At 75.2% G+C, this 24,897-nt stretch carries 15 protein-coding genes; 14 read left to right on the top strand and 1 reads right to left on the bottom strand.

Going from position 1 to position 24,897, the window contains the following annotated elements:
• Nucleotides 1-18 precede the first annotated feature (18 nt).
• From KIS93_RS60295 to KIS93_RS60235, 13 genes are all read left to right on the top strand, one after another.
• Nucleotides 19-1,062, top strand: coding sequence for a serine hydrolase domain-containing protein (locus KIS93_RS60295; RefSeq protein WP_268966997.1), 1,044 nt, complete (start codon nt 19-21; stop codon nt 1,060-1,062).
• Between the two features lie 191 nt (nt 1,063-1,253).
• Nucleotides 1,254-2,555, top strand: a complete 1,302-nt coding sequence (locus tag KIS93_RS60290) for an MFS transporter (RefSeq protein WP_186405136.1) — start codon at nt 1,254-1,256, stop codon at nt 2,553-2,555.
• Between the two features lies 1 nt (nt 2,556).
• Nucleotides 2,557-2,760 (top strand): MbtH family protein, encoded by a 204-nt coding sequence (locus KIS93_RS60285; RefSeq protein WP_080040824.1) that lies wholly within the window; start codon nt 2,557-2,559, stop codon nt 2,758-2,760.
• Nucleotides 2,757-6,404, top strand: a complete 3,648-nt coding sequence (locus KIS93_RS60280; RefSeq protein WP_155128094.1) for a condensation domain-containing protein — start codon at nt 2,757-2,759, stop codon at nt 6,402-6,404. The genes KIS93_RS60285 and KIS93_RS60280 overlap by 4 nt, the downstream gene beginning before the upstream one ends.
• A gap of 11 nt (nt 6,405-6,415) precedes the next feature.
• Entirely contained in the window at nt 6,416-7,465 is a 1,050-nt protein-coding gene (locus tag KIS93_RS60275; RefSeq protein ID WP_080040826.1) for a MupA/Atu3671 family FMN-dependent luciferase-like monooxygenase, read from the top strand.
• Entirely contained in the window at nt 7,462-8,883 is a 1,422-nt protein-coding gene (locus KIS93_RS60270; RefSeq protein WP_186405135.1) for a condensation domain-containing protein, read from the top strand. The genes KIS93_RS60275 and KIS93_RS60270 overlap by 4 nt, the downstream gene beginning before the upstream one ends.
• Nucleotides 8,880-12,071: a non-ribosomal peptide synthetase gene (locus KIS93_RS60265; protein ID WP_186405134.1), complete on the top strand. Its 3,192-nt coding sequence runs from the start codon at nt 8,880-8,882 to the stop codon at nt 12,069-12,071. The genes KIS93_RS60270 and KIS93_RS60265 overlap by 4 nt, the downstream gene beginning before the upstream one ends.
• Nucleotides 12,068-16,000, top strand: a complete 3,933-nt coding sequence (locus KIS93_RS60260; protein ID WP_186405133.1) for a non-ribosomal peptide synthetase — start codon at nt 12,068-12,070, stop codon at nt 15,998-16,000. Before KIS93_RS60265 ends, KIS93_RS60260 begins: the two co-directional genes overlap by 4 nt.
• Entirely contained in the window at nt 16,000-19,194 is a 3,195-nt protein-coding gene (locus KIS93_RS60255) for a non-ribosomal peptide synthetase (protein WP_080040831.1), read from the top strand. The genes KIS93_RS60260 and KIS93_RS60255 overlap by 1 nt, the downstream gene beginning before the upstream one ends.
• Nucleotides 19,194-20,762 carry a beta-ketoacyl [acyl carrier protein] synthase domain-containing protein gene (locus KIS93_RS60250; protein ID WP_186405132.1) on the top strand — a complete coding sequence of 523 codons (1,569 nt, stop codon included), beginning with the start codon at nt 19,194-19,196 and terminating at the stop codon, nt 20,760-20,762. The genes KIS93_RS60255 and KIS93_RS60250 overlap by 1 nt, the downstream gene beginning before the upstream one ends.
• On the top strand, nt 20,663-21,307 hold the full coding sequence (locus tag KIS93_RS68195) for an acyl carrier protein (RefSeq protein ID WP_420895898.1): 645 nt from the start codon (nt 20,663-20,665) through the stop codon (nt 21,305-21,307). The genes KIS93_RS60250 and KIS93_RS68195 overlap by 100 nt, the downstream gene beginning before the upstream one ends.
• A gap of 63 nt (nt 21,308-21,370) precedes the next feature.
• Nucleotides 21,371-22,546 carry a cytochrome P450 gene (locus KIS93_RS60240; protein WP_080040833.1) on the top strand — a complete coding sequence of 392 codons (1,176 nt, stop codon included), beginning with the start codon at nt 21,371-21,373 and terminating at the stop codon, nt 22,544-22,546.
• 9 nt (nt 22,547-22,555) lie between these two features.
• Entirely contained in the window at nt 22,556-22,939 is a 384-nt protein-coding gene (locus KIS93_RS60235) for a VOC family protein (protein ID WP_080040834.1), read from the top strand.
• Between the two features lie 144 nt (nt 22,940-23,083).
• On the opposite strand, the gene KIS93_RS60230 is transcribed toward KIS93_RS60235, so the two are convergent.
• Nucleotides 23,084-23,977, bottom strand: coding sequence for a TIGR03619 family F420-dependent LLM class oxidoreductase (locus tag KIS93_RS60230; protein WP_080040835.1), 894 nt, complete (start codon nt 23,975-23,977; stop codon nt 23,084-23,086).
• 18 nt (nt 23,978-23,995) lie between these two features.
• Here KIS93_RS60230 and KIS93_RS60225 point away from each other — a divergent pair, with 18 nt between their 5' ends.
• Complete coding sequence (locus tag KIS93_RS60225) at nt 23,996-24,850, top strand: phosphotransferase (protein ID WP_080040836.1); 855 nt, start codon at nt 23,996-23,998, stop codon at nt 24,848-24,850.
• Nucleotides 24,851-24,897 lie beyond the last annotated feature (47 nt).

Raw genomic sequence — 24,897 nt, 5'->3', positions numbered from 1 at the left:
CGGGCGCGGTGAGGGCCGATGAGCGACCGGCTGGAGGCGATCCTCGCGGACGCGGTGCCGCGGGTGTGCGCGGCCGCGGTCGCGATGATCGCCGTGGACGGCTCCGTGGCGGCCTCGGCCGCCACCGGGGAGCTCGTCCGGTACGCCGACGCCGGCGGGAGCCTGGCGACGGAGCGGCCCCCCGCGAGCCTCGCCTCGATCTTCGACCTGGCCTCGATCAGCAAGCTCTTCACCACGGTCGTGCTCCTCTCGCTGGCCGAGGAGGGCCGCCTGGGCCTCGACGAGCCGGCGACCGCCCTGCTCCCCGAGGCCGACCCGCGGATCACGCCGCGCCGCCTGCTCACCCACACGGCCGGCCTGCCCCCGACCCGCCGCATCGACCGGGAGCTGCCCGGCGCGGACGCGGGGGCGCGGATGGCCGCCATGGTGCGCACGCCGATCCTCCACCCGGTCGGCGGGCCGTACCTCTACAGCGACGTCGGCATGGTGATGGCGGGCCGGCTGGCCGAGCTGGCCGGCGGCGCGCCGCTGGACGCGCTGGTCCGCGCCCGGATCACCGGCGTGCTCGGGCTGACCGGCACCGGCTACCGGCCCGACCGCCCCGACGGGATCGCCGCCACCGAGTGCAAGGCCGGGCGCCCGGGGCCGGGCTGCGTGCGCGGCGTGGTGCACGACGAGACCGCGTACGCGCTGGGCGGCGTGGCGGGGCACGCCGGCGTGTTCGCGCCCGCCGCGGACCTGCTGGCCTTCGGCGAGACGCTGCAGCAAGGCGGCGGCCCCGTGCTGAGCCCGGGAAGCGTCGCCGAGATGACCCGCGACCAGGGCGTCCGCGACGCCCCCTTCCGGCACGGGCTGGGCGTGCGCATCGGCGACCCCGGCATCACCGGCCCGCTGGACGGCGCGTACGGCCACTCGGGCTTCACCGGAACCTCCCTGGTCATCGACCCGGCCCGCCGCCTGACGGTGGTGCTGCTGACGAACGCCGTGCACCCCGTACGGGGCCGCCCCGGCATCCGGGAATTGCGCGCCGCGGTCGCGGCGGAAGCACTCCGGCTGGCTTGACCTGGATTTTTGACCGCCAGTAATTACGGGAATACGACGGGCTTATTGCCCGCACTCGAAAACGTGTGTGAAGGTACCCAGGAGGCGCCCGTACACGGGGGGACGCCTTGCACCACCGGAAAGACCCCGGGGGCCTTATGGGCGGAACGCTGTCGTCCCTGCATGCACGTTTATTTCGACGCTTCACCGGGATGGGGAAATTCGGCCTCGTCTGGTGCGGCCAGGTCGTCACCCTGATCGGAAATTCCGTTCTCCGCTTTTCCCTGGTCATTCAGGCGTGGACGGTCGACCACCAGGCCACGCAGGTGGTGGCGCTCTCCCTGTGCGCGCTGCTCCCCCAGATGCTGCTCAGCCCCACGGCGGGCGCGATCGTGGACCGCTGCCGCAAGCGCACCGCGCTGCAGCTCGCCGACGCGGGCGGGCTCGTGGCGGTGGCCGCCATGACGGCCGTGTACTTCCTCGGCGACCTGCACCTGTGGCAGGTCTACCTGACGGTCGCGCTGCTCGGCGCCGCCGCCGCCTTCCAGTTCCCCGCCCTGTCGTCGGCGGTGCCGATGCTCGTCGGCAAGGACCAGCTGCAGCGGGCCAACGGGCTGCTGGCCACCGCCAAGAGCGTGGCCGACGTCGGCGGGCCCGCGCTGGCCGGGCTGCTCGTGGTGACCGGCGGGCTCGGCGCGGTGCTCTGGATCGACCTGGTCAGCTTCGCCGTCGCGCTGCTGACCGTACGGCTGGTGCGCCTGCGCGGCGACGAGCCCGGCGAGGCGGGCGCCCGCAAGCGGCTCGGCGCCGACTCCCTGGAGGGGCTGCGCTACCTGTTCGCCCAGCCCAGCCTGCGCGGCCTCATCCTCGTGTTCTTCACGGTCAACCTGGTGATGGTGTTCGGGTTCGCCGTGGTGCAGCCCATGATCCTGGCCAGGACCGGCAGCGAGGTGTCCGTCCTGGCCAGCGTGAACGCCGGCATCGGCGTCGGCGGCATCACCGGCGGCCTGCTGCTCGCGGCCTGGGGCGGGCCGAAGAACCGGGTGCGCGGCATGATGCTCGGCGTCGTCGGCATGTGCGTCAGCGCCCAGATCGTCATGGCCATGGTGCACGGCGTCGTCGCCTGGACCGCGGCCATCCTCGTCGGCGCGCTCATCATGCCGATCGTGAACGGCTCCATGCAGTCGATCATCCAGACCAAGGTGCCGGAGGAGCGGCAGGGCCGGGTGTTCGGAGCCGTCATGTTCGTCTCCCAGATCTCCTCCCCAGTCGCGATGGCCTTCTCCGGGCCGCTCGCCGACCACGTCTTCGAGCCCCAGGCCGCGGCCGGCACCGGCCTGGCGGGCCTGCTGCGGCCCCTGGTGGGCACCGGGCCCGGCAGCGGCATGGCCGCCATGCTGCTCGTCGCCGGCCTGCTCGGCGCCGCCGCCGCCCTGTGGGGGCTGGCCCGCCGCGCCGTACGCGACATCGACGTGCTGACCCCCGACCTCGAGAAGCAACCCGCGGGAGGCTGACATGACGACCAACCCCTTCGAGGACGAGAACGGCACCTACCTGGTGCTCGTGAACGACGAGAACCAGCACTCCCTCTGGCCCGCGCACCTCGACGTGCCCGCCGGCTGGCGGGTGGCGCTGGAGGCGAGCCCGCGCGCCACGTGCCTGGCCCACATCGAGACACACTGGACGGACCTGCGCCCGGCGAGCCTCACCCGGGCGTGACCGTGGACGTCAACGTACCTGGGCTCGTCCATGAGGTCTTCGCCGCGCAGGCGGCCCGCACTCCCGGCACGACGGCGCTGATCTGCGGCGCCGAGCGGCTCACCTACGCCGAGCTGGACGCGCGCGCCCGCGAGCGGGCGGCCGGGCTCGGCGACGTCGCCGGCCGGCTGGTCGGGGTGCGCATGGAGCGCGGCGTCGAGCTGGTGGTCGCGCTGCTGGCCGTGCTCAAGGCCGGCGCCGGCTACCTGGTGCTCGACCCGGCCTTCCCGGAGGAACGGCTGCGCGGCATGGTCGCCGACGCCGGCGCCGCCGCCGTCCTGTCCCCCACCGGCCTGGAACGCCTGCCCGGGGCGGCCCGGCACGACGGGGTCGCGTGCGTGATGTTCACCTCCGGCTCCACCGGCCGCCCCAAGGGCGTCGCCGCGCCGCACCGGGCGATCACCGCCACCGTCACGGGGCAGGAGTACGCGCCGTTCGACGCGGTGTGGCTGCAGTGCTCGCCCACCTCGTGGGACGCGTTCGCGCTGGAGCTGTGGGGGCCGCTGCTGTCCGGCGGGACGTGCGTGCTCTACCCCGGGCCGCGCCCCGACCCGCTCGTGCTGGCGCGGCTGATCGCCGAGCACGGGGTCACCGCCATGTACCTGTCGGCGAGCCTGTTCAACGTGATCGTGGACGAGTGCCCCGGCGCGCTGGCCGGGCTGCGCCACCTGATCGTCGGCGGCGAGGCCCTGTCGCCCGGGCACGTCCGCCGCGCCCTCGACCGCCACCCCGGGCTGCGCCTGCGCAACGGGTACGGGCCCGTCGAAGGCATGATCTTCCTGACCACCCACCCGGTGACGGCCGTCTCCGGGCCCGTCCCCATCGGCGCCCCGCTGCGCGGCAAGCGCGTGCACGTCCTGGACGCCCGGCTGCGGCCGGTCCCCGACGGCGAGGTCGGCGAGCTGTACGCGGCCGGGGACGGGCTCGCGCTCGGCTACCTCGGCCGGCCTGCGCTCACCGCCGAACGCTTCGTCGCCGACCCCTACGGGGCGCCGGGGGAGCGCATGTACCGCACCGGCGACCTCGTGCGGCGGGGGCCCGGCGGGGCGCTGGAGTTCGTGGGGCGGGCCGACGAGCAGGTGAAGGTCCGCGGGTTCAGGATCGAGCCGGCCGAGGTCGAGGCCGTGCTCGCCCGGCACCCCCGGGTGGCGCGGGCGTGCGTGGTCGCCAGGGAGGACGTGCCGGGCGACCGGCGGCTCGTCGCGTACGTGGTGCCCCGGCCCGGCGGTCCCGGCGGGGTGGAGGAGCTGCGGGCGCACGCCGCCGGGGTGCTGCCCGAGTTCATGGTGCCGTCGGCGTTCGTGGAGCTGGAGTCGCTGCCGCTGACCGGCACCGGCAAGCTCGACCGCGCCGCCCTCCCCGCGCCCGCGTCCTTCTCTTCCGGGCAGGACGAGCCCTCTTCCGGGCAGGGCGAGCCGCGCTCGGAGCTGGAGCGGGCCCTGTGCGGGCTGTTCGCCGAGGTGCTGCGGGTGCCCCGGGTGGAGGTGCACGACGACTTCTTCGCGCTCGGCGGGGACTCGCTGATGGTGGCCCGGCTGCTCAGCCGCATCCATGGGGAGCTGGGGGCGGAGGTGGGCGTCCGGACGCTCTTCGAGACGCCCACGGTCGCCGCCATCGCCACCCACATCGCCACCCACATCGCCCCTTCATCCGCCCCCGAAACCGCCGCCCCCTCCCCGCCATCCGCCCAGCAGGCACCTATCGCGCGGGCCGCCGCCCAGCCGCCTCCACCCGCCCCCGCCGCGGCTGCCCCGCTGTCGGCGGCGCAGCGCCGGTTGTGGTTCCTCGACCAGGTGGACGCGGGCGTCGCCTACAACATGCCCATGCTCGTCCGCCTGCACGGCCCCGTGGACGTGCCCGCGCTGCGCGGAGCCCTGGAGGACGTGGTGGCCCGGCACGAGCCGCTGCGGACGGTCTTCACCGTGCACGACGGGGAGCCCGCACAGCGGGTGCTGCCCGCCGCCACCCCGGGGTTCACCGTCACCGAGGTGCCGGCCGCCGAGCTGGACGAGCGGATCGCCCAGGCGGCCCGGCACCGGTTCGACCTGGGGGCGGAGCTGCCCATCCACGCGGTGCTGTTCACGACGGGGCCGGACGAGCACGCGCTGCTGCTGGTCATGCACCACATCGCCGTCGACGGATGGTCGCTGCCGCCCCTCATGCGCGACCTGTCCCTGGCCTACCGGGCGCGCCTGGACGGCCTGCCCGCCGCCTGGCCGGCCCTGCCCGTCCGCTACGCCGAGTACGCCGTACGGCACCGGGAACGGGTGGACGCCGTCGGCGAGGCGGAGCTAGCGTACTGGCGCAAAACCCTGAAGGGCCTCCCCGACCGGCCACCCCTGCCACGCCGCCCGTCATCGCCCACGCGGGCGGTGGACGCGGCCGATCGGCCCGTCCGGGCAGGGGACGCCGCCGGCCGGCCCGCCGCGGCGGGAGACGCACCCGACCGGCCTGCCGCAGCGGGGGACGTGCCCGGCCGGCCCGCGTGGGCGGCGGCGGACACCGTGGTGCGGCAGGTCGATGCCGGGCTGCACGGGCGGCTCGTGGAGCTGGGGCGGCGGCGCGGAGCCACGCTGTTCATGGTCCTGCACGCCGCGCTCGCCGTCGTGCTGCGCCGGGCGGGCGCGGGCGACGACGTGGCCGTCGGGGCGCCGGTCGCTGGTCGGTCGGGCGGCTCGGTGGACGATCTCGTGGGGTTCTTCGTGAACCTGCTCGTGCTCCGTACCGACCTGTCGGGCGACCCGACCGCCGGCGAGCTGGTGTCGCGGGTGCGGGAGGCGGACCTGGAGGCGTTCGCGCACCAGGAGGTGCCGTTCGAGCGGGTCGTGCACGAGCTGAACCCGGCCCGCCACCCGGGCCGGCACCCGCTCGTGGACGTGGTGCTGGCCCTGCAGAACAACCTGCGGGCCGAGCTGTCGCTGCCCGGGGTGGAGTCGCGGGTGGAGGTCGTCAGGACGGGCGCGGCCCGGTTCGAGCTGCTGGTGGACGTGACCGACGACTACCTGCCCGGCGGGGCGCCGGCCGGGATCGCGGTGACGCTGGAGTACCGCACGGACGCCTTCGACCGGGCGGTGATGGAGTGGCTGGCCGACGCCCTGCTCCAGGTCCTGGACGTCATGGCGACCGCCCCCGACACCCCGGTCACGCGCCTTGAGACTCCCCCATTACCCGAACCCACCCCTGCGTCCAGCGTCACCGCGCCCCAAGTGGGGACCACCCCGGTTGTAAGTGCTGCCCCTGCCGGCGCCTCGGACGCCGAGCTGGAGCGGCGGATCGCCGCCGTCTGGGCCGAGGTGCTGGGCGTGCCGCGCGTGGGCAGGGACGACGGCTTCTTCGCGCTGGGCGGGAACTCGCTGAGCGCCGTGAGGGTCGCGGCCCGCCTGGCCGCTCAGGGCCTGCCCGCCACCGCCACCCACCTCTTCAATTCCCCCACCGTCGCCACCCTGGCCGCCGACCTGGCCGCACAGGCCACGACACCTCCCTCAGCAGAGGCCACGACACCGCCCACCGGGCCGACCACAGCACAGGCCACAGCACCGACCACTGGGCCGGGCGGGGCCGGGATCGCCCGCCTGCCCAGAACCCCGCGCACCCGCCCCCGGTGAGGAGCACGTCCATGGATCTCAGCGTGATGTTCTTCGGCGCCGACGACGCCGGCACCACCGGACACGCCACGAAATATGACGACATCCTGGCCATCACCCGGGCCGCCGACCAGCTCGGCTTCAAGGCCGTCTGGACCCCCGAGCGTCACTTCCAGCAGGTGGGCCAGGTCTTCCCGAACCCGTCCCTGCTCAGCGCCGCCCTCGCCACCGTCACCGAGCGCATCCACCTGCGCGCGGGCAGCCTCGTGCTCCCGCTGCACCACCCGCTGCGGGTCGCCGAGGACTGGGCGGTGGTGGACAACCTGTCACGCGGCCGGATCGGCGTCTCGGTGGCGACGGGCTGGCACTCCAGGGACTTCGTGCTCGCCCCCGCCGCGTACGAGGACCGCAGGGAACGCGCGTTCCGCGACCTCGCGTTGCTGCGGCGGCTGTGGGCGGGCGAGGCCGCGGAGTTCACCGACGGCACCGGCGAGCAGGTGGCGGTGACCACGCAGCCGAGGCCGTACTCGGGCGCCCTGCCGCTGTGGACCACCACCTCCGGCAGCCCGAGCACGTGGGAGGCGGCCGGCCGCATGCGGACGAACATCCTCGGCGCCACCATCGGCCAGACCCGCGACGAGCTGGCCGCCAGGATCCACCTCTACCGCGACGCCTACGCCACCGCCCCCGAGCAGCCCGGCGCCCCGCCCACGGGCACGGTCACGCTCATGGCGCACACCTACGTGGCCGCCACCGACGAGGAGGCCAGGGAGCAGGCGGGCGGGCCGCTGAAGGCGTACCTGAGGTCATATGTCGCGCAGACCGCCGCGAACAAGGGAGCCCGCGCCGCCGCGCTGAGCGAGGAGCAGCTCGGCACGCTCACCGAGTTCGCCTTCCGGCGCTACCTGTCCTGGGGCAGCCTCATCGGCTCGCCGGAGACGTGCCGCAAGAGCCTGGCGGACCTGGCCGAGCTGGGCTGCGACGAGGTGGCCTGCTTCGTGGACTTCGGGCTCGGCAGGGACGACGTCCTGGCGAGCCTGCGCCGGCTGGCCGATCTCGCTGAGGCGGGGAGGATGGCATGAGCACCGCCGACCGGTTCGCCGCGCTGAGCCCCGAGCGCCGGGTGGAGCTGCTGCGCCGCCTGGTCGAGGCGGGCCGGCTGGAGGCGGTCCCCGACATCGTGCCGCCGCGCGACCCGTCCGGCCCGGTGCGGCTCAGCCCGGCGCAGGAGGACCTGTGGGTGTACGAGTCGCTCTATCCGGACACCGCCGCGCTCAACCTGTGCTGCTCCTACCACTTCGACACCCCCGTGGACCCGGCCGACCTGGAGGCCGCGCTGACGATCGTGCAGGGGCACCACGACAGCCTGCGCATGCGGATCGCGGGCGAGGTGGGCGACCTGCGGGTGGAGTGCGCGCCGGCGGAGCCGTTCAAGCTGGAACGGCTCGACCTGCGCGGCACCGGCGTCGGCCTGCGCGAGGCGCTGCACGCCTTCAGCCGCCGCACGTTCGAGCTGAACGGCGGGCCGCTGATCAGGGGCCAGTTCATCACCGTGGACGACACGCGCGCCACGCTGGTCCTGGCGCTGCACCACATCGCGACCGACTGGTGGTCGTTCGACGTGCTGCACCGCGAGCTGACCGAGGCCTACCGCGACGTCCGCGACCGGGTGCCGCCGCGCCTGCGCAGGCCCTCCGTCCAGTACGCCGACTTCGCCTGCTGGCAGCGGGAGCTGGAGGCGGCCGGGGTGTTCGACGCCCAGCTCGCCTGGTGGCGCGACTACCTCGCGAACCCGCCCAGACCCCTCGCCGTCGGCCCCGCCGTCCCCGGCCGGGGCTTCGGCGTCGAGCAGGTCGCCTTCCGCATCGACGCCCGCGTCGAGGCCGCCGTGCGCGCGCTGGCCAGGGAGCGCGGGGCCACCGTGTACGGGGTGCTGATGACGGCGTTCGCGGCCTTCGCGCACCGGCTCACCGGCGAGCCCGACCTGATCACCGGCACGCCCGTCGCCAACCGGTCCGCCAAGGGCCTGGACCGCGTCATCGGCTACGTCATGAACTCCGTCCCGGTGCGCTGGCGCATCGGCGAGCGCACGACGTTCGCGGAGCTGCTGGCCCGCTTCACCGCCGACTTCCCGCAACTGCTCGCGCACGCCGACGTGCCCGTGGGCCGCATCGTGCGGGCGGTCGACCCGGAGCGGGTGGCCGGGCGGTCGCCGCTGTTCCAGTGGGTGTTCATGCACCTGCCGCGCCAGGAGAGCGTGGCCAGGCTCCGCGAGATCGCCGATCCCGAACGGGTGCACACGGGCGGGGAGCACGACCTGATCGGGATCGTGCGGGACGGCGACGACGGGTTCGAGGCGAGCCTGGAGATCCGGACGGACGTGTACGCGCCGGACGTCGTCCGGGCCTGGGCCGACAGCTTCACCACCCTGCTCACCGCCCTGGTGACCGCCCCGGACGCGCCCGTCTCCGAGGCCCCGCTGGTGCCCGCCCCTCTGTGACCGCCTCCCCCGAGGTGCCCGCGCCGGCCACCCTGTACGGGCTGGTCTCCCGCCAGGCCGCCCGCACCCCCGGCGCCGTGGCCGTGGAGTCCGAGGACGGCCGGCTCACCTACCGGGAGCTGCTGGACCGGGCGGACCGGCTGGCCGGGGCGCTGGTGGAGCGCGGGGTGGGGCCCGAGCGGGTGGTGGCGCTGGGTCTGGGGCGGTCCGTGGCCATGGTGGTGGCGATCCTGGCGGTGCAGCGGGCCGGCGGGGCGTACCTGCCGGTCGATCCGGACGATCCGGTGGAGCGGGTGGCGTACCTGATCGGGGACGCGGGAGCGCACCTGCTGGTCGCCGAGCCGGACACGCTCCCCGGCCTGAACGTGGGCCGCCTCGCCCCTGACGCCTCCTCCGGGCCGGACGCGGAGCACCGCTCACCCGACGCCCGCCCCGGCCATGTCACGACTTTTCCGGACATCGACCCGCGCAGTGCCGCGTGGGTGATCTACACCTCCGGCTCCAGCGGCCGCCCCAAGGGCGTCGTCGTGAGCCACGCGGGCGTCGCCTGCCTGGCGCACTCCCTGGTGACGGCGTTCGGGCTGGACGAGAGCAGCCGCGTGCTCCATCTCGGGGCGCCCACCTTCGACATCTCGATCGGCGAGCTGTGCCTGGCGTTCGGCTCCGGCGGCACGCTCGTCGTCCCGCCCGCCGGACCTCTGGTCGGGGACGAGCTGGGGCGCGTCCTGCGGGAGCGGCGGGTCACGTTCGGGCTGATCCCTCCGGCCGTGCTCGCCACCGTGCCGCCCGGCGACTACCCCGACCTGCGCGGCCTGTCCTCCGGGGCCGACGTGTGCCCGCCGGAGCTGGTGTCCGCGTGGGCGGGCAAGGGCTTCTGGAACGCGTACGGACCCACCGAGACCACCGTCGCCGCCAGCGTCAGCGACCCCCTCACCCCGGACGGCACCCTCCCCCCGATCGGCCGCCCGCTCACCGGCACCCGCCTGTACGTCCTGGACGCCCGCCTGCGCCCGGTGCCCGTGGGGGTGCCCGGCGAGCTGTACGTGGCCGGGGCGGGGGTGGCGCGCGGCTACCTCGGCCGCCCCGGCCTCACCGCCGAACGCTTCGTCGCCGACCCGTACGGGCCGCCGGGCGAACGCATGTACCGCACCGGCGACCTCGTCCACCGGCGTCCCGACGGGCAGCTCCAGTTCCTCGGCCGGGCCGACGACCAGGTGAAGGTACGCGGCTTCCGCATCGAACCGGCCGAGATCGAGGCGGCCCTCGCCGCGCACGGGGCGGTCGCGCAGGCAGCGGTGACCTGGCACGACGACCGCCTCATCGCCTACCTCGTCCCCTGCTCAGCCACCGGGGCCGGGATCGACGTCGGGGAGGTGCTGGGGCATGCCATGGCCACGTTGCCCGTGCACATGGTGCCGAGCGAGTTCGTGGTGCTGGAGGCGTTGCCGCTCACGTCCCGGGGCAAGCTGGACCGGGCCGCCCTGCCCGCGCCCGGCCCGCTCACCGGGACGTCGCGCGAGCCGGTCACCGAACGCGAGTCGGCCCTCTGCGGGCTCTTCGCCGAGCTGCTGGGCCTGCCCGAAGTGGGTGCCGAGGACGACTTCTTCCGGCTGGGCGGCGACAGCGTCGCGGCGATCCAGCTCGTCAGCCGGGCCCGCGAGCGAGGGCTCGGGCTGACGCCGCGCGAGGTGTTCGTCGCCAGGACCCCGGCCGCGCTGGCCGCCCTGGCCCGCGTCGCCCGGCGCGCCGTCACGGACTCGCCGGTCGGCCGGTTCCCGATCACGCCGATCATGCACTGGTGGCGCGAGCACGGCGGCCCGCTGGACGCCTTCACCCAATCCCTGGTGGTGCCCGTCCCTGAGGGGTGCGACGAGGAACACATCCGGACGGCCCTGCGCACCCTGACGATCCGGCACGCCGCCCTCCGCATGCGCCTGCTGCGGCACTCGGACGACGACTGGGAGCTGGAGGTGCCGCCTCCGGAGGAGGCCGCCGAGGTCCCGTTCCGCAGGACGTGGCAGGAGGCCGCATGCGGCCACGCCCAAGAGGCGGCGGAGGCCCCGCCCGACCGCGCGGGTGCGGAGGCGGTGCGGCCTGAGCCCGAGCGCGGCGCCATGCTCGCCGCCACCTGGACCGCCCCCGACCGGCTGCTGCTCACCGCCCACCACCTGGCCGTGGACGCCGTCTCCTGGCGCATCCTCGGCCCGGAACTGGCCGCCCTCCTCAACGCCGCTGCCCTGCCCGATGCCTCGCTCCTCCCCGGGAACTCCGCCCCGCTCGGGGATCTCGCCCCGGCCCCCGGGACGTCGTTCGCCCGATGGGCCCGCCTCCTGGCCGGCGAGGCGGTGCGGCCGGAGCGGGTGGCGGGCGAGCTGCCGCTGTGGGAGCGCATGGCGGCCGACGGGGAGCCCCTCCTGAGCCCCGGCCGCCGGGACCGGCGTGCGGGCGGCTGGGCCCGTACCGTGCTGACCAGGACGCTCCCGCCCGACCTCACCGAGCAGGCCATCACCCACCTTCCCGCCGCCTTCCGCTGCGGCCCGAACGAGGTGCTGCTCACGGCGCTGGCCATCGCCGTGACCCGGTGGCGCGGCGGGAAGGGGGTGCTGGTCGAGGTCGAGGGGCACGGACGCGAGCCGTTCACGGACGACGTCGACCTGTCCGGCACGGTCGGCTGGTTCACCGCCCAGTACCCCGTCAGCCTCGACGTCACGGGCACCCCCGCCGACGCGCTCAAACGCGTCAAGGAGACCCTACGCGCCATCCCGGGCGCGGGCCTCGGCCACGGCCTCCTCCGCTACCTCAACCCGGACACGGCGGCCAGGCTCAGCGCGCTCCCCTCCCCCGACCTGCGTTTCAACTACCTGGGCAGGTTCGAGGGCGAGCTGGTGGGCATGCCGGACCTCCCGATGGCGTACGCGGTGGAGCTGGACGCGGTGGCCCTGACCGGCCCGGACGGCACCCGCCTGACAGCGAGCTGGTCCTACGCGGCGGAGCTCGTCCCCCATGAGCGCGTCGCGGAGCTGGCCGAGCGGTGGGAGGCGGCGCTGGCCGAGCTGGCCGCCCAGCGCGGCGCGGGCGGCGCGACCCGCTCGGACTTCCCGCTGGTCGAGCTGACCCAGAGCCAGCTCGAAGCCCTGGAGTCAGATCTGGAGGCGGACCTGGAAACGGACCTGGACGGCCGCTGGTGAGCGGCAAGCTGGCCGACGTGCTGCCGCTCTCCCCCGCGCAGGAGGGCCTGCTCTTCCACGCCCTGTACGGAGGCGGCGCCGACGCGTACGTGGTGCAGGCCAGGTTCGCGGTCGAGGGCGAGGCCGATCCGGCGCGGCTGCGGGCGGCGCTGGAGTCGCTGCTCGAACGCCATCCCAACCTGCGCGCCTGCTTCCGCCACAAGGGTCTCGACCGGCCGGTGCAGCTCGTCCCGCATCGGGTGCGCGTGCCGTGGACGGAGGTGGAGCCGCCGACGGAGGCCGACCTGGAGCGGATGCTGGAGGCCGACCTGCTGCGGCCGTTCGACGTGACGCGCCCGCCGCTGGTGCGGGCCACGCTGGTGCGGCGGCGCGAGCTGGTGCTGACGATGCACCACCTGCTGGTGGACGGCTGGTCGATGCCGATCCTGGCCCGCGAGCTGGCCGCCCTGTACGCGGGCGGCCCCGCCCTGCCGCCCGCGCCCCCGTTCCGCGACTACCTGGCGTGGCTGCGCGGCCAGGACACCGGGCCGGCACTGGACGCCTGGAGGGAGGCCCTCGCCGGTCTGCCGGGGCCCACCCTGGTCAGGCCCGGGGCGGGCGCGGCGAGCGCGCGGCAGGAGGCGGTGGAGCGCGAGCTGCCCCCGGAACTGAGCGAGGCCGTGCGGCGGCGGGCCCGCGCGGCGGGCGTGACGGTGAACACTCTGGTGCAGGCCGCCTGGGGGCTGGTGCTGGCGCGGATGACCGGGCGCGACGACGTGGTGTTCGGGGCGGTGGTGTCGGGACGTCCGCCGGAGGTGGTGGGCGTGGAGTCGATGGTGGGATTGTTCATCAACACCCTGCCGGTCCGCGTCAGGACCGGCGAGCCCGGCCTCCTGCGGCGGCTCCAGGACGAGCAGGCGCGCCTCACCGCCTGCCATCACGTACGCCTGGCGGACGTGCAGCGCGGCGCCGGCGAGCTGTTCGACACCCTGCTCGCCTTCGAGAACTACCCGCGCGACGGCCTCTCCGAGGGCGGCGGCCTGCGCCTGACCGGCGTGCACGACGCCACCCACTACCCGCTCACGCTGACGGTGGTGGCGGGCGAACGCCTGTGGCTGCGCCTCGGCCACCGCCCCGACGTGGTGAGCCGGGCCGAGGCGGAGGCGGTGCTGGCCCGGTTCGTGCGGGCACTCGAATCCGAGGACGTGGACGGCGCCGACGTGGTGCCGCCCGAGGAACACCGGCTGCTGTCGTCGTGGGGCGGCGCCACCGGTGAGGCGGCCGACCGGCCGGAGCACGTCACCGGCGGGTTCGCGACCGGGCGGCCCATCGGCGGCTCTGCGCCGTCGCGAGCCGCCGGCGGGTCCGTGCCGGAGCGGTTCGCGGTGCAGGTGGCGCGGACGCCGGACGCGGTGGCGGTCGAGCACGGCGGGCGGACGCTCACCTACGCCGAGCTGGACGCCCGCTCCGACCGGGTGGCCGCACGGCTGCGCCTGGCCCCGGAGACGCCGGTCGCGCTGCTCATGGAGCGCTCCCCCGAGCTGGTGGTGGCCGAGCTGGCGGTGCTGAAGGCGGGCGGCTGCTACGTGCCGCTCGACCCCGGGCAACCGCAGGCCCGGCTGACGTGGCTGCTGGAGGACAGCGGGGCGCAGGTCGTCCTGACCGAGCTGGACGAGAACGACGCCCAGGCTGCGCCGGCGGAACGAGACGGGAGCGGGCCGCGCGAGGACGGGTCGCGCGGAGACGGAGGTGGGTTCGGGGCGGTGGGCGTGCGGCCGGACGCCGCCGCGTACGTCATGTACACCTCCGGCTCCACCGGCACGCCCAAGGGTGTCGTCGTCACCCACGCGAACATCCTGGACCTGGCCCTCGACCACCGGTTCGCCGGGCATCGCCGGGTCCTGCTGCACAGCCCGCACACCTTCGACGCCGCCACGTACGAGCTGTGGACGCCGCTGCTCAACGGCGGCACCGTCGTCATCGCCCCGCCCGGCCCGCTGCGCGCGGACACGATCGAGCAGGCCCGGCCGGACGCGGTGTGGCTGACGGCGGAGCTATTCCGGACGCTGGCCGACCTGGCGCCGGGCACGCTCGCCGGCGTCCCGGAGGTCTGGGCGGGCGGCGACGTGCTGGCCCCGGACGCGGTGGCGCGGCTGGCGCGGCGCGGGGCGCGGATCGTCAACGGGTACGGGCCCACGGAGACGACCACGTTCGCGACGAGCCACCCGGTGGGGCCTGAGCCGGGCGCCGGTCCCGTCCCGATCGGTCGGCCGCTGGACGGTATGCGCGCGTACGTCCTGGACGCCCGCCTTCGCCCCGCCCCGATCGGCACCGTCGGCGAGCTGTACCTCGCCGGAACCGGGCTGGCCCGCGGCTACCACGGGCGGCCGGGGCTCACGGCGGAGCGGTTCGTGGCGGATCCGTTCGCGGCGGGCGAGCGGATGTACCGGACGGGGGATCTGGCGCGGTGGACGTTCGGCGGGGTGCTGGAGTTCGCGGGGCGGGCGGACGGCCAGGTGAAGATCCGCGGTTACCGCGTGGAGCCGGGCGAGGTCGAGGCCGCCCTGGAGTCCTGCCCGGACGTGGACCGCGCCGTCGTCATCGCGACCGGCGGCGAACCGGGCGACCCCGGCCACGCGGGTTCGGCGGGGCGGCGGCTGGTCGCGTACCTCGTGCTGCGCGGCGGCGGTGAGCGGCTGGAGCGGGTGCGGGGGCAGGTTGCGGGGCGGTTGCCGAAGCACCTGCTGCCCGCCCAGTACGTCCTTCTCGACCGCCTGCCCCTCAACCCGCACGGCAAGGTGGACCGCGCGGCCCTGCCCGACCCCGAGCCGCCGGCCCGCCGGCCGGCCGCCGAGCCGGGGACGCCGCGCGAGAAGGAGCTGTGCGAGCTGTTCGCCGAGGTGCTGAGCGGCACGACAGCCACAAGGGCCACGACTGCGGCAAGGGCCACGACTGCGACCAGGGCCTCGACTGCGCCGACGGCCCCGCCGGTTGTGGGCGCGGACACGGACTTCTTCGAGGCCGGCGGCGACTCGTTGCTGGCGATGCGGCTGACCGCCGCCATCGAGGTCAAGCTGGGCCTGCGCACCTCCATAGCCGCCCTGTTCGAGGCGCCCACCCCGGCGGCGCTGGCCGTGCGGCTCGATCGGGCCGCGCCGGAGCTGGACCTGTCGCCGCTGCTGACCCTGCGCGAAGGGGAGGGCGGGGTGCCGCTGTTCTGTGTGCATCCGGGGCGGGGCATCGGCTGGTCCTACACGGCGCTCCTCCCGCATCTCGCGCCGGGCCGTCCCGTGTACGCGCTCCAGTCGCCGGTGCTCCAGGACCCCGGTTACGTGCCGCCGGGCAGCATGCGGGAGCTGGCGGAGGACTACCTGCGACGGGTGCGGGCGGTCCGTCCTGAGGGGCCGTACCTGCTGCTGGGGCACTCCTTCGGCGGGCTGCTCGCGTACGAGATGGCCGCCCGCCTGCGCGCGGACGGGCAGGCGGTCGGGCTGGTGGCGTCGCTGGACGCGGTGCCGTGGCCGCCGGGCACGCGCGCGGACCCGGCGGACGCCGAGCAGGAGGCGCTGACGATCCTGCTGCGCACGCGCACCCTGCACCCGTATGCGCAGCCGGGGCCGTTGGAGCGGGCGCGGGTGTTCGCGGCGGTGCGCGGGAGCGAGGGGCCGCTGTCGGGGCTGGACGACGACCGGCTGTCGGCCGTCGCGGACGCGGTGGCCGGGCACCTGCGGCTGGCCGTCACCTATCGGCCGCCGCCGTTCGACGGGACGGTGCTGCTGTTCGCGGCGACGGCCCAGCCGGGCGGCCTGGCGTCCCCGGTCAAGGCGGCGCGGTGGGCGCCCGCCCGCGTGCGGGTGCACGACCTCGACTGCGGCCACAGCGACCTGTTGCGGCCCGGCCCGGCGGCCGAGATCGCGCGGGTCATCGAACCGATCCTGGGGAGTGTGTGATGGCTCCGGTCGAGTACGAGTTCCCGGTGTCGCCGGCGCAGGCCAGGATGCTGGTGCTGGACCAGCTCCACCCGGGCACCGCCCAGTACAACGTGCCCGTGGCCTTCGCCGTGCGCGGCCCCTTCGACGTCGCCGCCTTCCGTGCCGCCCTGGACGCGGTGGTGGCGCGGCACGAGTCGCTGCGCACCGTGTTCCGTCCGGCCGACGGCGCGTACGTGCAGGTCGTGGCGGCGGAGGCGAGGGCGGCGGTGCGGGTGGAGCGGGGCGTTCCCGTGTCCGCCGCGGAGGAGGTGCTGCGGGCGGAGGCGGCGGCGCCGTTCGACGTGGAGACGGGGCCGTTGCTGCGGTGCGTCGTGTACGCGCTCGACGACGGCAGTCATCGCGTGCTGCTCACGGCGCACCACCTGGTGTGCGACGGCTGGTCACTGCGCCTGCTCCTCCAGGATCTCGCCGACGCTTACCGCTCCGATGGTGTCCTGCCCGAGCCGCCCGCCCTTCAGTACGCCGACTACGCCGCCTGGCAGCGATCCCGGCTCGACGCGCACGCCCTGGACGGATCCGTCGCGTACTGGGCGGACGCGCTCGCCGACGCCCCCAGGACGCTGGCGCTCCCCACGGACCGGCCCCGCCCGGCCGTGCAGTCCACGGCGGGCGGCGTGCACCGGCTCGACCTGCCGCCGGACCTCCGGCACCGCCTGGCGAAGGTCGCCGCCGAGCGGAACGCGACCCCGTTCACCGCCGTGTTCGCCGCGTTCGCCGCCTTCCTGGCCAGGATCACGGGGCAGCGGGACTTCGTGGTGGGCGTGCCGGTCGCGGGCCGCGACCATCCGGACGTCCAGGGCATGATCGGCCTGCTGGCCAACACGCTGGCGGTACGGGCGGACGTGGCGGGCGAGCCGTCGTTCCTGGACCTCGTGACCCGGGTGCGGGACCGCCTCCTGGAGTCGCACCCGCACCAGGAGGCCCCGTTCGAGGCGGTGGTCGAGGCGCTGGCCCCGGGCAGGGAGCTCAGCCACGACCCGCTCGTACAGGTGATGCTGGCCTACGACGACGACACGCAGCTCCGGCTCGACCTGCCGGGCGCCGTCACCGAGCGGATGGAGCTGCTGCTCGACGACGCCAAGTTCGACCTGCTCCTGAACGTGCAGCGGGACGGCGACGGCCTGGCCGCCCACTTCGTGCACCGGGCGGACCTGTTCGAGGCGGCCACGGTCCGCCATTGGGCGCGCGCCTTCGAGACCCTGCTGAACGCCCTGCTCGACCGCCCTGACCTGCCCGTGACCGCCCACGACCTCCTCCCGGCCGCCGAGCGCCGCCGCGTACTCCATGACGGGAACCGCACTGCCGCTCCCACCCCCGCCGAGCTGGTCCCCGACCTGGTGGCCGGCCGCGCCGCCGAGCGGCCGGACGCGACCGCGCTGGTGTGCGGCGCGGTCCGGCTCACCTACCGGGAGCTGCTGGAACGCGCCGACGAGCTGGCCGCGCGGCTGCGCGCGGCGGGTGTCGGCCCCGAGGTGCCCGTGGGGCTCTGCCTGGCCAGAGGCGTCGAGATGGTGGTGGCCGCGCTGGCGGTGCTGCGGGCGGGCGGCGCGTACGTCCCGCTGGACCCCGGCCATCCGGAGGCCAGGCTGCGGTTCATGGTCGAGGACGCCGGGGTGCGGCTGCTGATCGCCGACGGGCCGAAGGACCTCGGGGTGCCGGTGGCCGCCGGCGGGCCGATCCCGTCCATCGGCCCCGTGCTCGACGCCCGCCCCGCCCCGGCGAACACGGCGTACGTCCTCTACACCTCCGGCTCCACCGGCCGCCCCAAGGGCGTCGCGGTCGAGCACCGCGCGCTGCTGAACCTCGCCACCGCCGTCCGCGCCCGCTTCCCCGTCACGGGCGAGGACCGGGTGCTGCAGTACGTGTCGTTCGGGTTCGACGTGGCCGTGTCCGACCTGTTCTTCGCGTTCGTGGCCGGGGCGGAGCTGCACGTGGCGGCCGAGGACGAGCGGCTCGGCGAGGACCTGTACGCCCGCCTGCGCGACTCCCGCATCACCTACGCGTTCCTGCCGCCGTCGGCCGCCATGTCGCTGCCGTGCCCGCCGGACGCGCTGCCCGACCTGCGCACGCTGGCCATCGGCGGGGAGGCGTGCCCGCCCGAGCTGGTGGAGCGCTGGGCGACGCCGCGGCGGCGGGTCGTGGACGCCTACGGGCCGAGCGAGAACACCGTGTACTCCACCACGGCCGACCTGGCCCGGGGACGTCCTGTGGTGATCGGCCGGCCGGTGCCGAACACGCGCGCGTACGTGCTGGACGAGCGGCTGCGGCCGGTGCCGGTCGGCGTGACGGGCGAAATCTACGTGGCGGGGGCGAGCCTGGCCCGCGGGTACGCCAACCGGCCGGGGCTGACCGCCGAGCGGTTCGTGGCCGACCCGTTCGGGCCGCCGGGCGAGCGCATGTACCGGACCGGCGACCTGGGCCGATACGACGCCGACGGGGTGCTGTCGTACCTGGGGCGGGTGGACACGCAGGTCAAGCTGCGCGGCTTCCGCGTCGAGCTGGGCGAGATCGAGACCGTCCTGGCGGCGCACCCGGGCGTGGCGGTGGCGGCGGCGGCCGTGCGCGGGGACCGCCTGGCCGCGTACGCGGTGCCCGCCCAGGTGCAGGGCGGCGAGCCCGGCGGGGAGGCTGCCGGCGGGCGGGTGCCCACCGTGGCCGAGGTGCGGGCCTGGCTGGGGGCGCGGCTGCCCGGTTACATGGTGCCGGACGCGGTCGTGTTCGTACCGGAGCTGCCGGTCAGCACGTCCGGCAAGCTCGACAGGGGGCGGCTGCCGGAGCCGCCGCTCACCCGTCCCGACCTGGACAGCCCGTACGTCGCCCCGGTCACCGCCACCGAGCGGCGGATCGCCGAGGTGTGGGCGGCGGCGCTCGACCTCACCCAGGTGGGCCTGCACGACAACTTCTTCGACCTGGGCGGCAACTCGATCCGGCTGCTCGCCGTCCTCGCGGCACTGCGCGAGCGCGGCGAGGACGGCGGGCTGAAGCTGGTGGACCTGTTCCGGCACCCCACGGTCGCGGCGCTGGCCGCCCGCCTGGACGGCACCGGCGCGAACGGGAGCACGGGCGGAGAGCTGAGCGAGTCCAGGCGGCGGGGGCAGGGCAGGCGCGAACGGCTGGCCGCCCGCAGGAGCACGCAGAGAGGCGAGAAGTGATGAGCGATGTACCGGCGGTGGCGATCGTAGGGATGAGCGGCCGTTTCCCCGGGGCGCGCGACCTGGACGAGCTCTGGCGCAACCTCCTCGACGGCGTCTGCTCGATCGCGGACTTCACCGAGGACGAGCTGCTGGCGGCCGGGGTGGACCCGGCCGAGCTGCGCGGGCCCGGGTACGTGGCGTCGAAGGGGTTCCTGGCGGAGGCGGACCGGTTCGAGCACGAGCTGTTCGGCTTCAACGCCACCGAGGCGGCGGCGCTGGACCCGCAGCACCGGCAGCTCCTGGAGACGGCGTGGGCGGCGCTGGAGGACGCCGGGCACGACCCGCGCCGCACCCTGCTGCGCACCGGCGTGTACGTGGGCGGCGGGCCGAGCGAGCACGCCGTCGCCGCCCAGGTGGACGGCCGGCTGCGGGCCCGGCTGGGGCCGATGCACGTGCGGGTGTTCACCGACCGGGAGTTCATGGCGGGCTGGCTGTCGTACCGGCTGGGGCTGACCGGGCCCAGCATGACCGTGCAGACGGGCTGCTCGACCTCGCTGGCCACGGTGCATGTGGCGGTGCAGGCGCTCCTGAGCGGGGAGTGCGACCTGGCGCTGGCGGGCGGGGTGTCCATCGACTCGCCGTACCCGCGCGGCTACGTGTACGAGCCCGGCGGCATCTCCTCCCCCGACGGGCGGTGCCGTCCGTTCGACGAGAAGGCCGCGGGCACGGTCGGCGGCGACGGGGTCGGGCTGGTGGTGCTCCGGCGGCTGGAGGACGCCCTGGCGGACGGGGACGCGATCCACGCCGTCATCCGGGGCACGGCGGCGGGCAACGACGGCTCGGGCCGGGTGGGGTTCACCGCACCCGGGGTCGCCGGGCAGGCCTCGACCATCACCGAGGCGTGGGCGGCGGCCGGCCTGGACCCGGCGGACGCCCAGTTCCTCGAAGCCCACGGCACGGGCACGGACCTCGGCGACCGCATCGAGGTCACGGCCGCGACGGAAGCCTTCCAGGGGGCGCGGGGGTGCGCGATCGGGTCGGTCAAGTCCAACCTCGGGCACCTGAACGCGGCCGCCGGCGTGGCCGGGCTGATCAAGGCGGCGCTGATGCTGCGGCACCGCACGATGGTCCCCACCGTGAACGTCACCCGCCCGCACCCGGACCTCGCCCTCGACGACACCCCGTTCCGCCTGCTCACCCGGGTCGAGCCGTGGGAACGCCCGCCGTCGGGAGGGCCGCGGCTGGCGGGGGTGTCGTCGCTGGGCATCGGCGGCACGAACGTCCACGTGGTGCTGGAGGAGCCCCCCGAGCCCCCCGCCACCGGCCCGGCTGATGCAGGCGAGGCGCTGCCGTCCGGGCGCTGCCGTCCGGGGCGCTGCCGTCCGGGGCGGTGCCGTCCGGGGCGGTGCCGTCCGGGGCAGTGCCGTCTTTGGTGCTGCCGCTGTCGGCGCGGACGAGGCCGCAGCTCGCCGCCGCCGCCCGCCGCCTGGCCGCCGCGCTGCGGGCGCCGGGCGCGCCTCCGCTGGCCGACGTGGTCCACACGCTCGCGCATGGCCGCGCCGCTTTGGACGCCCGCGCCTACGTGACCGCCACCACCCACGAGAACGCCGCCACCGCCCTGGACGCCCTCGCCACCGCCCTCGAAACGGGCCGGCCACTCGACACGGGCCAAGCGGGACAGGTGGCGGACACGGGGGCCGATGCCGTCGCGGCAGCGTGGATGGCAGGGCAGGAGGTGACCTGGCCCGACACCGGCGGCCACCGCACCCACCTGCCCACGTACCCCTTCGCCGGCCCCCACCACGGCGCCCTCACCCTGCGCCCGGCACAGTCCCCGGAAGAGCGGCCCCGCCAGGACGCCGGCACGGAGACGGCCGTGATCGAGCTGTTCCGCACCACCCTGGCCCTGGAAGGCGACCACGACCTCGACCGCACGTACTTCGCGGCCGGCGGCGACTCCCTGACGGCCGTCTTCCTGGTCAGCGAGCTACGCGACCGCTTCGCCCTGGAGGTCCCCATCGAGCTGTTCCTCACCGAACGCCCCCTGCGCGAGCTGATCGCCCGGGCCGTCCACGGCGACGCCGAGGAGGAGGACCTGCTGGGCGACCTCCTCGACGAGTTCGAGCGATGAGCCGACGAGCCGATGAGACGGCGAGCCGAGCCGATGGGCCGAGCCGATGGGGTCGATGAGCCGATGAGACCTCAGCCGGATCCCGCCGTCCTCGACGGCCTGGACCTCCTCGACCCCCACCTGCACGCCTCCTACGACCTCACCCCCCTCTGGCGCAGGCTGCGCGCCACCGACCCGGTGCGCAGGCACGACCGTTTCTGGAGCGTCACCCGGCACGCCGACGTCCTGCGCGTCGTCCGGGACCCGGACACGTTCACCTCGCTCAAGGGGAACATGCTCCGCACCCTCCTGCGCGGCCACGACCCGGGCGCGGGCCGGATGCTCGTGGTCACGGACGGCCCCAGGCACACCGCCCTGCGCCGCGTCCTCACCCCTGGCTTCGGCCCCCGTACGCTCGGCCCGGTCACCCGCTCGATCACCGAGGCCACCCGCGACCTGCTCGGGGCCCTGGTCAGGGCGGGCGGCGGCGACTTCGTCGCGGAGGTGGCCGCGCAGGTGCCGCTGCGGGCGATCTGCGAGCTGCTGGGCGTCCCGGAGCGGGACCGGCGGCGCGTGCTGGAGCTGACCGCGCAGGCGATGCTCGGCGACGAGGGCGCCGGCCTGGAGGCGAGGATGGCGCAGAGCGAGATCCTGCTCTACTACACCCGCCTGGCGGCCGAGCGCGGCTCCGCTCCCGGTGACGACGTCATCAGCCTGCTCGTCTCGGCCGGCCTCACCGAGGAGGAGGTGCTGCTCAACTGCTACAACCTGATCATCGGCGGGGACGAGACGGCCCGGCTGGCGCTGGCCGGCGGGGTGCTGGCGCTGGCCACGTACGAGAAGGAATGGGCGCGCCTGCGCGCGGACCCCGGCCTGGTCGAGCCGGCCACGGAGGAGATCCTGCGCTGGACGACCCCGGCCGCGCACGTCGGCCGGGTCGCCACGCGCGCGGCCGACGTGGGCGGGCGGCGCATCGAGGAGGGCGACGTGGTGGCGTTGTGGACCGTGTCGGCCAACCGCGACGAGACGGTCTTCGACGACCCCGACCGCTTCGACGTGGGCAGGCAGCCGAACCGGCACCTCACCTTCGGCCACGGGCCGCACTTCTGCCTGGGCGCCCAGCTCGCCCGCGCCGAGATCAGGGCGCTGCTGGCCGAGCTGCGGGCGACGGTGACGCGGATCGAGGTGACGGGCCCGGTGACGTGGCTGCCGTCGAACTTCGTGAGCGGCGTCGCGACACTGCCCGTGGCGCTGGCGTAGCCTGCAACCATGTCCGTCCATCTGAACCACACCATCATGCCGGCCAGGGACAGAGACGCGACCGCCGCCTTCCTCGTCGATCTCCTCGGTCTGGAGCCGGCGCCGGAGTACGGGCCGTTCCGGGTCGTCGAGCTGGGCAACGACGTGTCCATCGACGTCGTGCAGGCCGACGGCGACCTGCCGTCGCTGCACTACGCGTTCCTGGTGAGCGAGGACGAGTTCGACCAGATCTGGGGCCGGATCAAGGAGCGCGGGCTGACGTACTGGGCCGACCCGTACCACCGGCGGGAGGGCCAGATCAACACCAACGACGGCGGGCGCGGCCTCTACTGGTCCGACCCCAACGGCCACAACCTGGAGATCATCACCGTGCCGTACGGCGGCGGCGCCTAGCACGCCGACGCCCCGGGACGGTCATGGCACGAACGCCCCGGCGGCGCGGCGGACGCCCGGCCGCCCAGCACCGCCGAGGGCGCCCGGCGGCCCAGCAGCGCTGAGGGCGCCCGGCGGCCCGGCAGCGCCGAGGGCGCCCGGCGGTCAGGACGCGGGTGCCAGTGCCTCCAGGGCCTCCTCGGCCCGGCGCATCGCCTCCTTCGCGCCGGCCTCCGGGATCTCGCGGTCGAAGTTGAGGTCGTGGAACACCTCCGTGACCCCGCGCGCCGCCAGCGCCTCGACATCGCGCCTGATCTTGTCGTACGTGCCGGTCAGCGGCCGGTCCTCGTCGTGCGCCCGCACCTGCGTGGACCCCCGGCACACGAACCGGAACGCGCTCGCGTCCCGGCCGGCGGCGGCCAGCTCCGACTTGAGCAGCTCGATCCGGGCGGCGATGGAGGCCAGGTCCTCCCGGCTGGAGCTGACCCACCCGTCGCCCAGCCGCGCGGCCCGCCGCAACGCGACGTCGGCGGTGCCGCCCAGCAGGATCGGCGGCGGCCCCGGCTGCGGCTTGGGATCGATGTGCGCGGCCGGCACCCGGTAGAACTCGCCGTCGTGCTCCACCACGTCGTCGTTCCACGCCTTGCGCAGCACCTCGACGAACTCCTCGCCCCTGCGCCCGCGCCGCGCCATGTCGACCCCGGTCGCCTCGAACTCCTCCGGCAGCCACCCCAGCCCGATCCCGGCGCTCACCCGCCCACCGGAGAGCGTCTGCAGCGTGGCGAGCTGCTTGGCCAGCACGACGGGCTGCACGTACGCGTTGATCACCGCGACGCCGAGCCGGATCCGGCTGGTCACGGCCGAGACGTGCGCGAGCGTGACGATCGGGTCGTGCACGGCCCGGTAGGTGGCCCCCATGGGGTGCCCGACCGGGTAGAGCAGCCGCTGGAACGTCCAGAGCTCGTGATAGCCGAGCTCCTCGGCCCGGACGGCGATCCGACGCAGATTCTCAGGTGTGGCCCATGGCCCTGACACGGGCACGGCGAAACCGACTCTCATGCCACTTAGTCTGTACGAGTGGGTCTTGAAGCGGAGCTGGCGGGTATCGCCAAGGCGTACGGCGGCACGGGTGAGCCCGTGTTACACCCGACGCGTACGGACGTCGTCGTGTTACGCATGGGCGAGGTCGTTGTGAAGGCCCATTCGGCGCGCGATGACGCCGAGTCGTTGCGGCCGAGGTTGCGGGCCGCCGCGTCGGCCGCGGTGAGCGGGGTGATGCTGGCGCCGCTGGAGCCCGAGGTGCTGGCGGCGGGCGGCCGGGCGGTGACGGTGTGGCCGGCGGGGCGGCCGGTGTCGCATGACGATCCCGGCTCGGCGCCGTGGGAGGAGGGGGCCCGGCTGCTGGCCCGGTTGCATGCCGTTCCGCTGACGCTGGTGCCCGCGTTGCCGCCCGCGGGCGGGCCGGCGCGGGCCGCGCGGGCGGTGGGGCGCATGACGGGTGACGGGCCGGTGGAGGAGCTGGTCAGGCGGGCGTTCAAGGAGTTGCCTGAGGCGGTGCCGGTGCCGGGGTTGCTCACGCACGGTGACTGGCATCTCGGGCAGCTCGTGCACCGTGATCGGTGGTTGCTCATCGATGTCGACGACCTGGGTGTCGGTGATCCGGCGTGGGATCTGGCGCGGCCGGCCGCCTGGTACGCGGCGGGGCTGCTCGAACCGGCCGTGTGGGAGCGCTTCCTCGGGGCGTACCTCGCCTCCGGCGGGCCGGCACTCGGGCAGGGCGACGACCCGTGGGCGCGGCTCGATCTGCCGGCCCGCGCGCTGACCGTTCAGCTCGCCGCCGTGGCCGTGGTGAACGCCGAGAGCGAGGGCCGGGAACTCGACGAGGTGGAGCACTCGTTAATCGAATCGTGCAACAGAATCGTCCGAGCATGACGGGGGTTGCGCGCGGTAGGTTTCACCCTGAAACCTCGAAGTCAAGG

Source organism: [Actinomadura] parvosata subsp. kistnae, from assembly GCF_900323885.1.
Classification (GTDB): domain Bacteria; phylum Actinomycetota; class Actinomycetes; order Streptosporangiales; family Streptosporangiaceae; genus Nonomuraea; species Nonomuraea composti.
This window is presented reverse-complemented; position numbering and strand designations above follow the sequence as displayed.

What these genes read in the sequence shown, in the direction of transcription:
- KIS93_RS60270 (WP_186405135.1), top strand. Translation starts at nt 7,462, where the DNA reads ATGAGCACCGCCGACCGGTTCGCCGCGCTGAGCCCCGAGCGCCGGGTG.
- KIS93_RS60250 (WP_186405132.1), top strand. Translation starts at nt 19,194, where the DNA reads ATGAGCGATGTACCGGCGGTGGCGATCGTAGGGATGAGCGGCCGTTTC.
- KIS93_RS60235 (WP_080040834.1), top strand. Translation starts at nt 22,556, where the DNA reads ATGTCCGTCCATCTGAACCACACCATCATGCCGGCCAGGGACAGAGAC.
- KIS93_RS60295 (WP_268966997.1), top strand. Translation starts at nt 19, where the DNA reads ATGAGCGACCGGCTGGAGGCGATCCTCGCGGACGCGGTGCCGCGGGTG.
- KIS93_RS60255 (WP_080040831.1), top strand. Translation starts at nt 16,000, where the DNA reads ATGGCTCCGGTCGAGTACGAGTTCCCGGTGTCGCCGGCGCAGGCCAGG.
- KIS93_RS60230 (WP_080040835.1), bottom strand. Translation starts at nt 23,977, where the DNA reads ATGAGAGTCGGTTTCGCCGTGCCCGTGTCAGGGCCATGGGCCACACCT.
- KIS93_RS60285 (WP_080040824.1), top strand. Translation starts at nt 2,557, where the DNA reads ATGACGACCAACCCCTTCGAGGACGAGAACGGCACCTACCTGGTGCTC.
- KIS93_RS60290 (WP_186405136.1), top strand. Translation starts at nt 1,254, where the DNA reads ATGGGGAAATTCGGCCTCGTCTGGTGCGGCCAGGTCGTCACCCTGATC.
- KIS93_RS60275 (WP_080040826.1), top strand. Translation starts at nt 6,416, where the DNA reads ATGGATCTCAGCGTGATGTTCTTCGGCGCCGACGACGCCGGCACCACC.
- KIS93_RS60240 (WP_080040833.1), top strand. Translation starts at nt 21,371, where the DNA reads ATGAGACCTCAGCCGGATCCCGCCGTCCTCGACGGCCTGGACCTCCTC.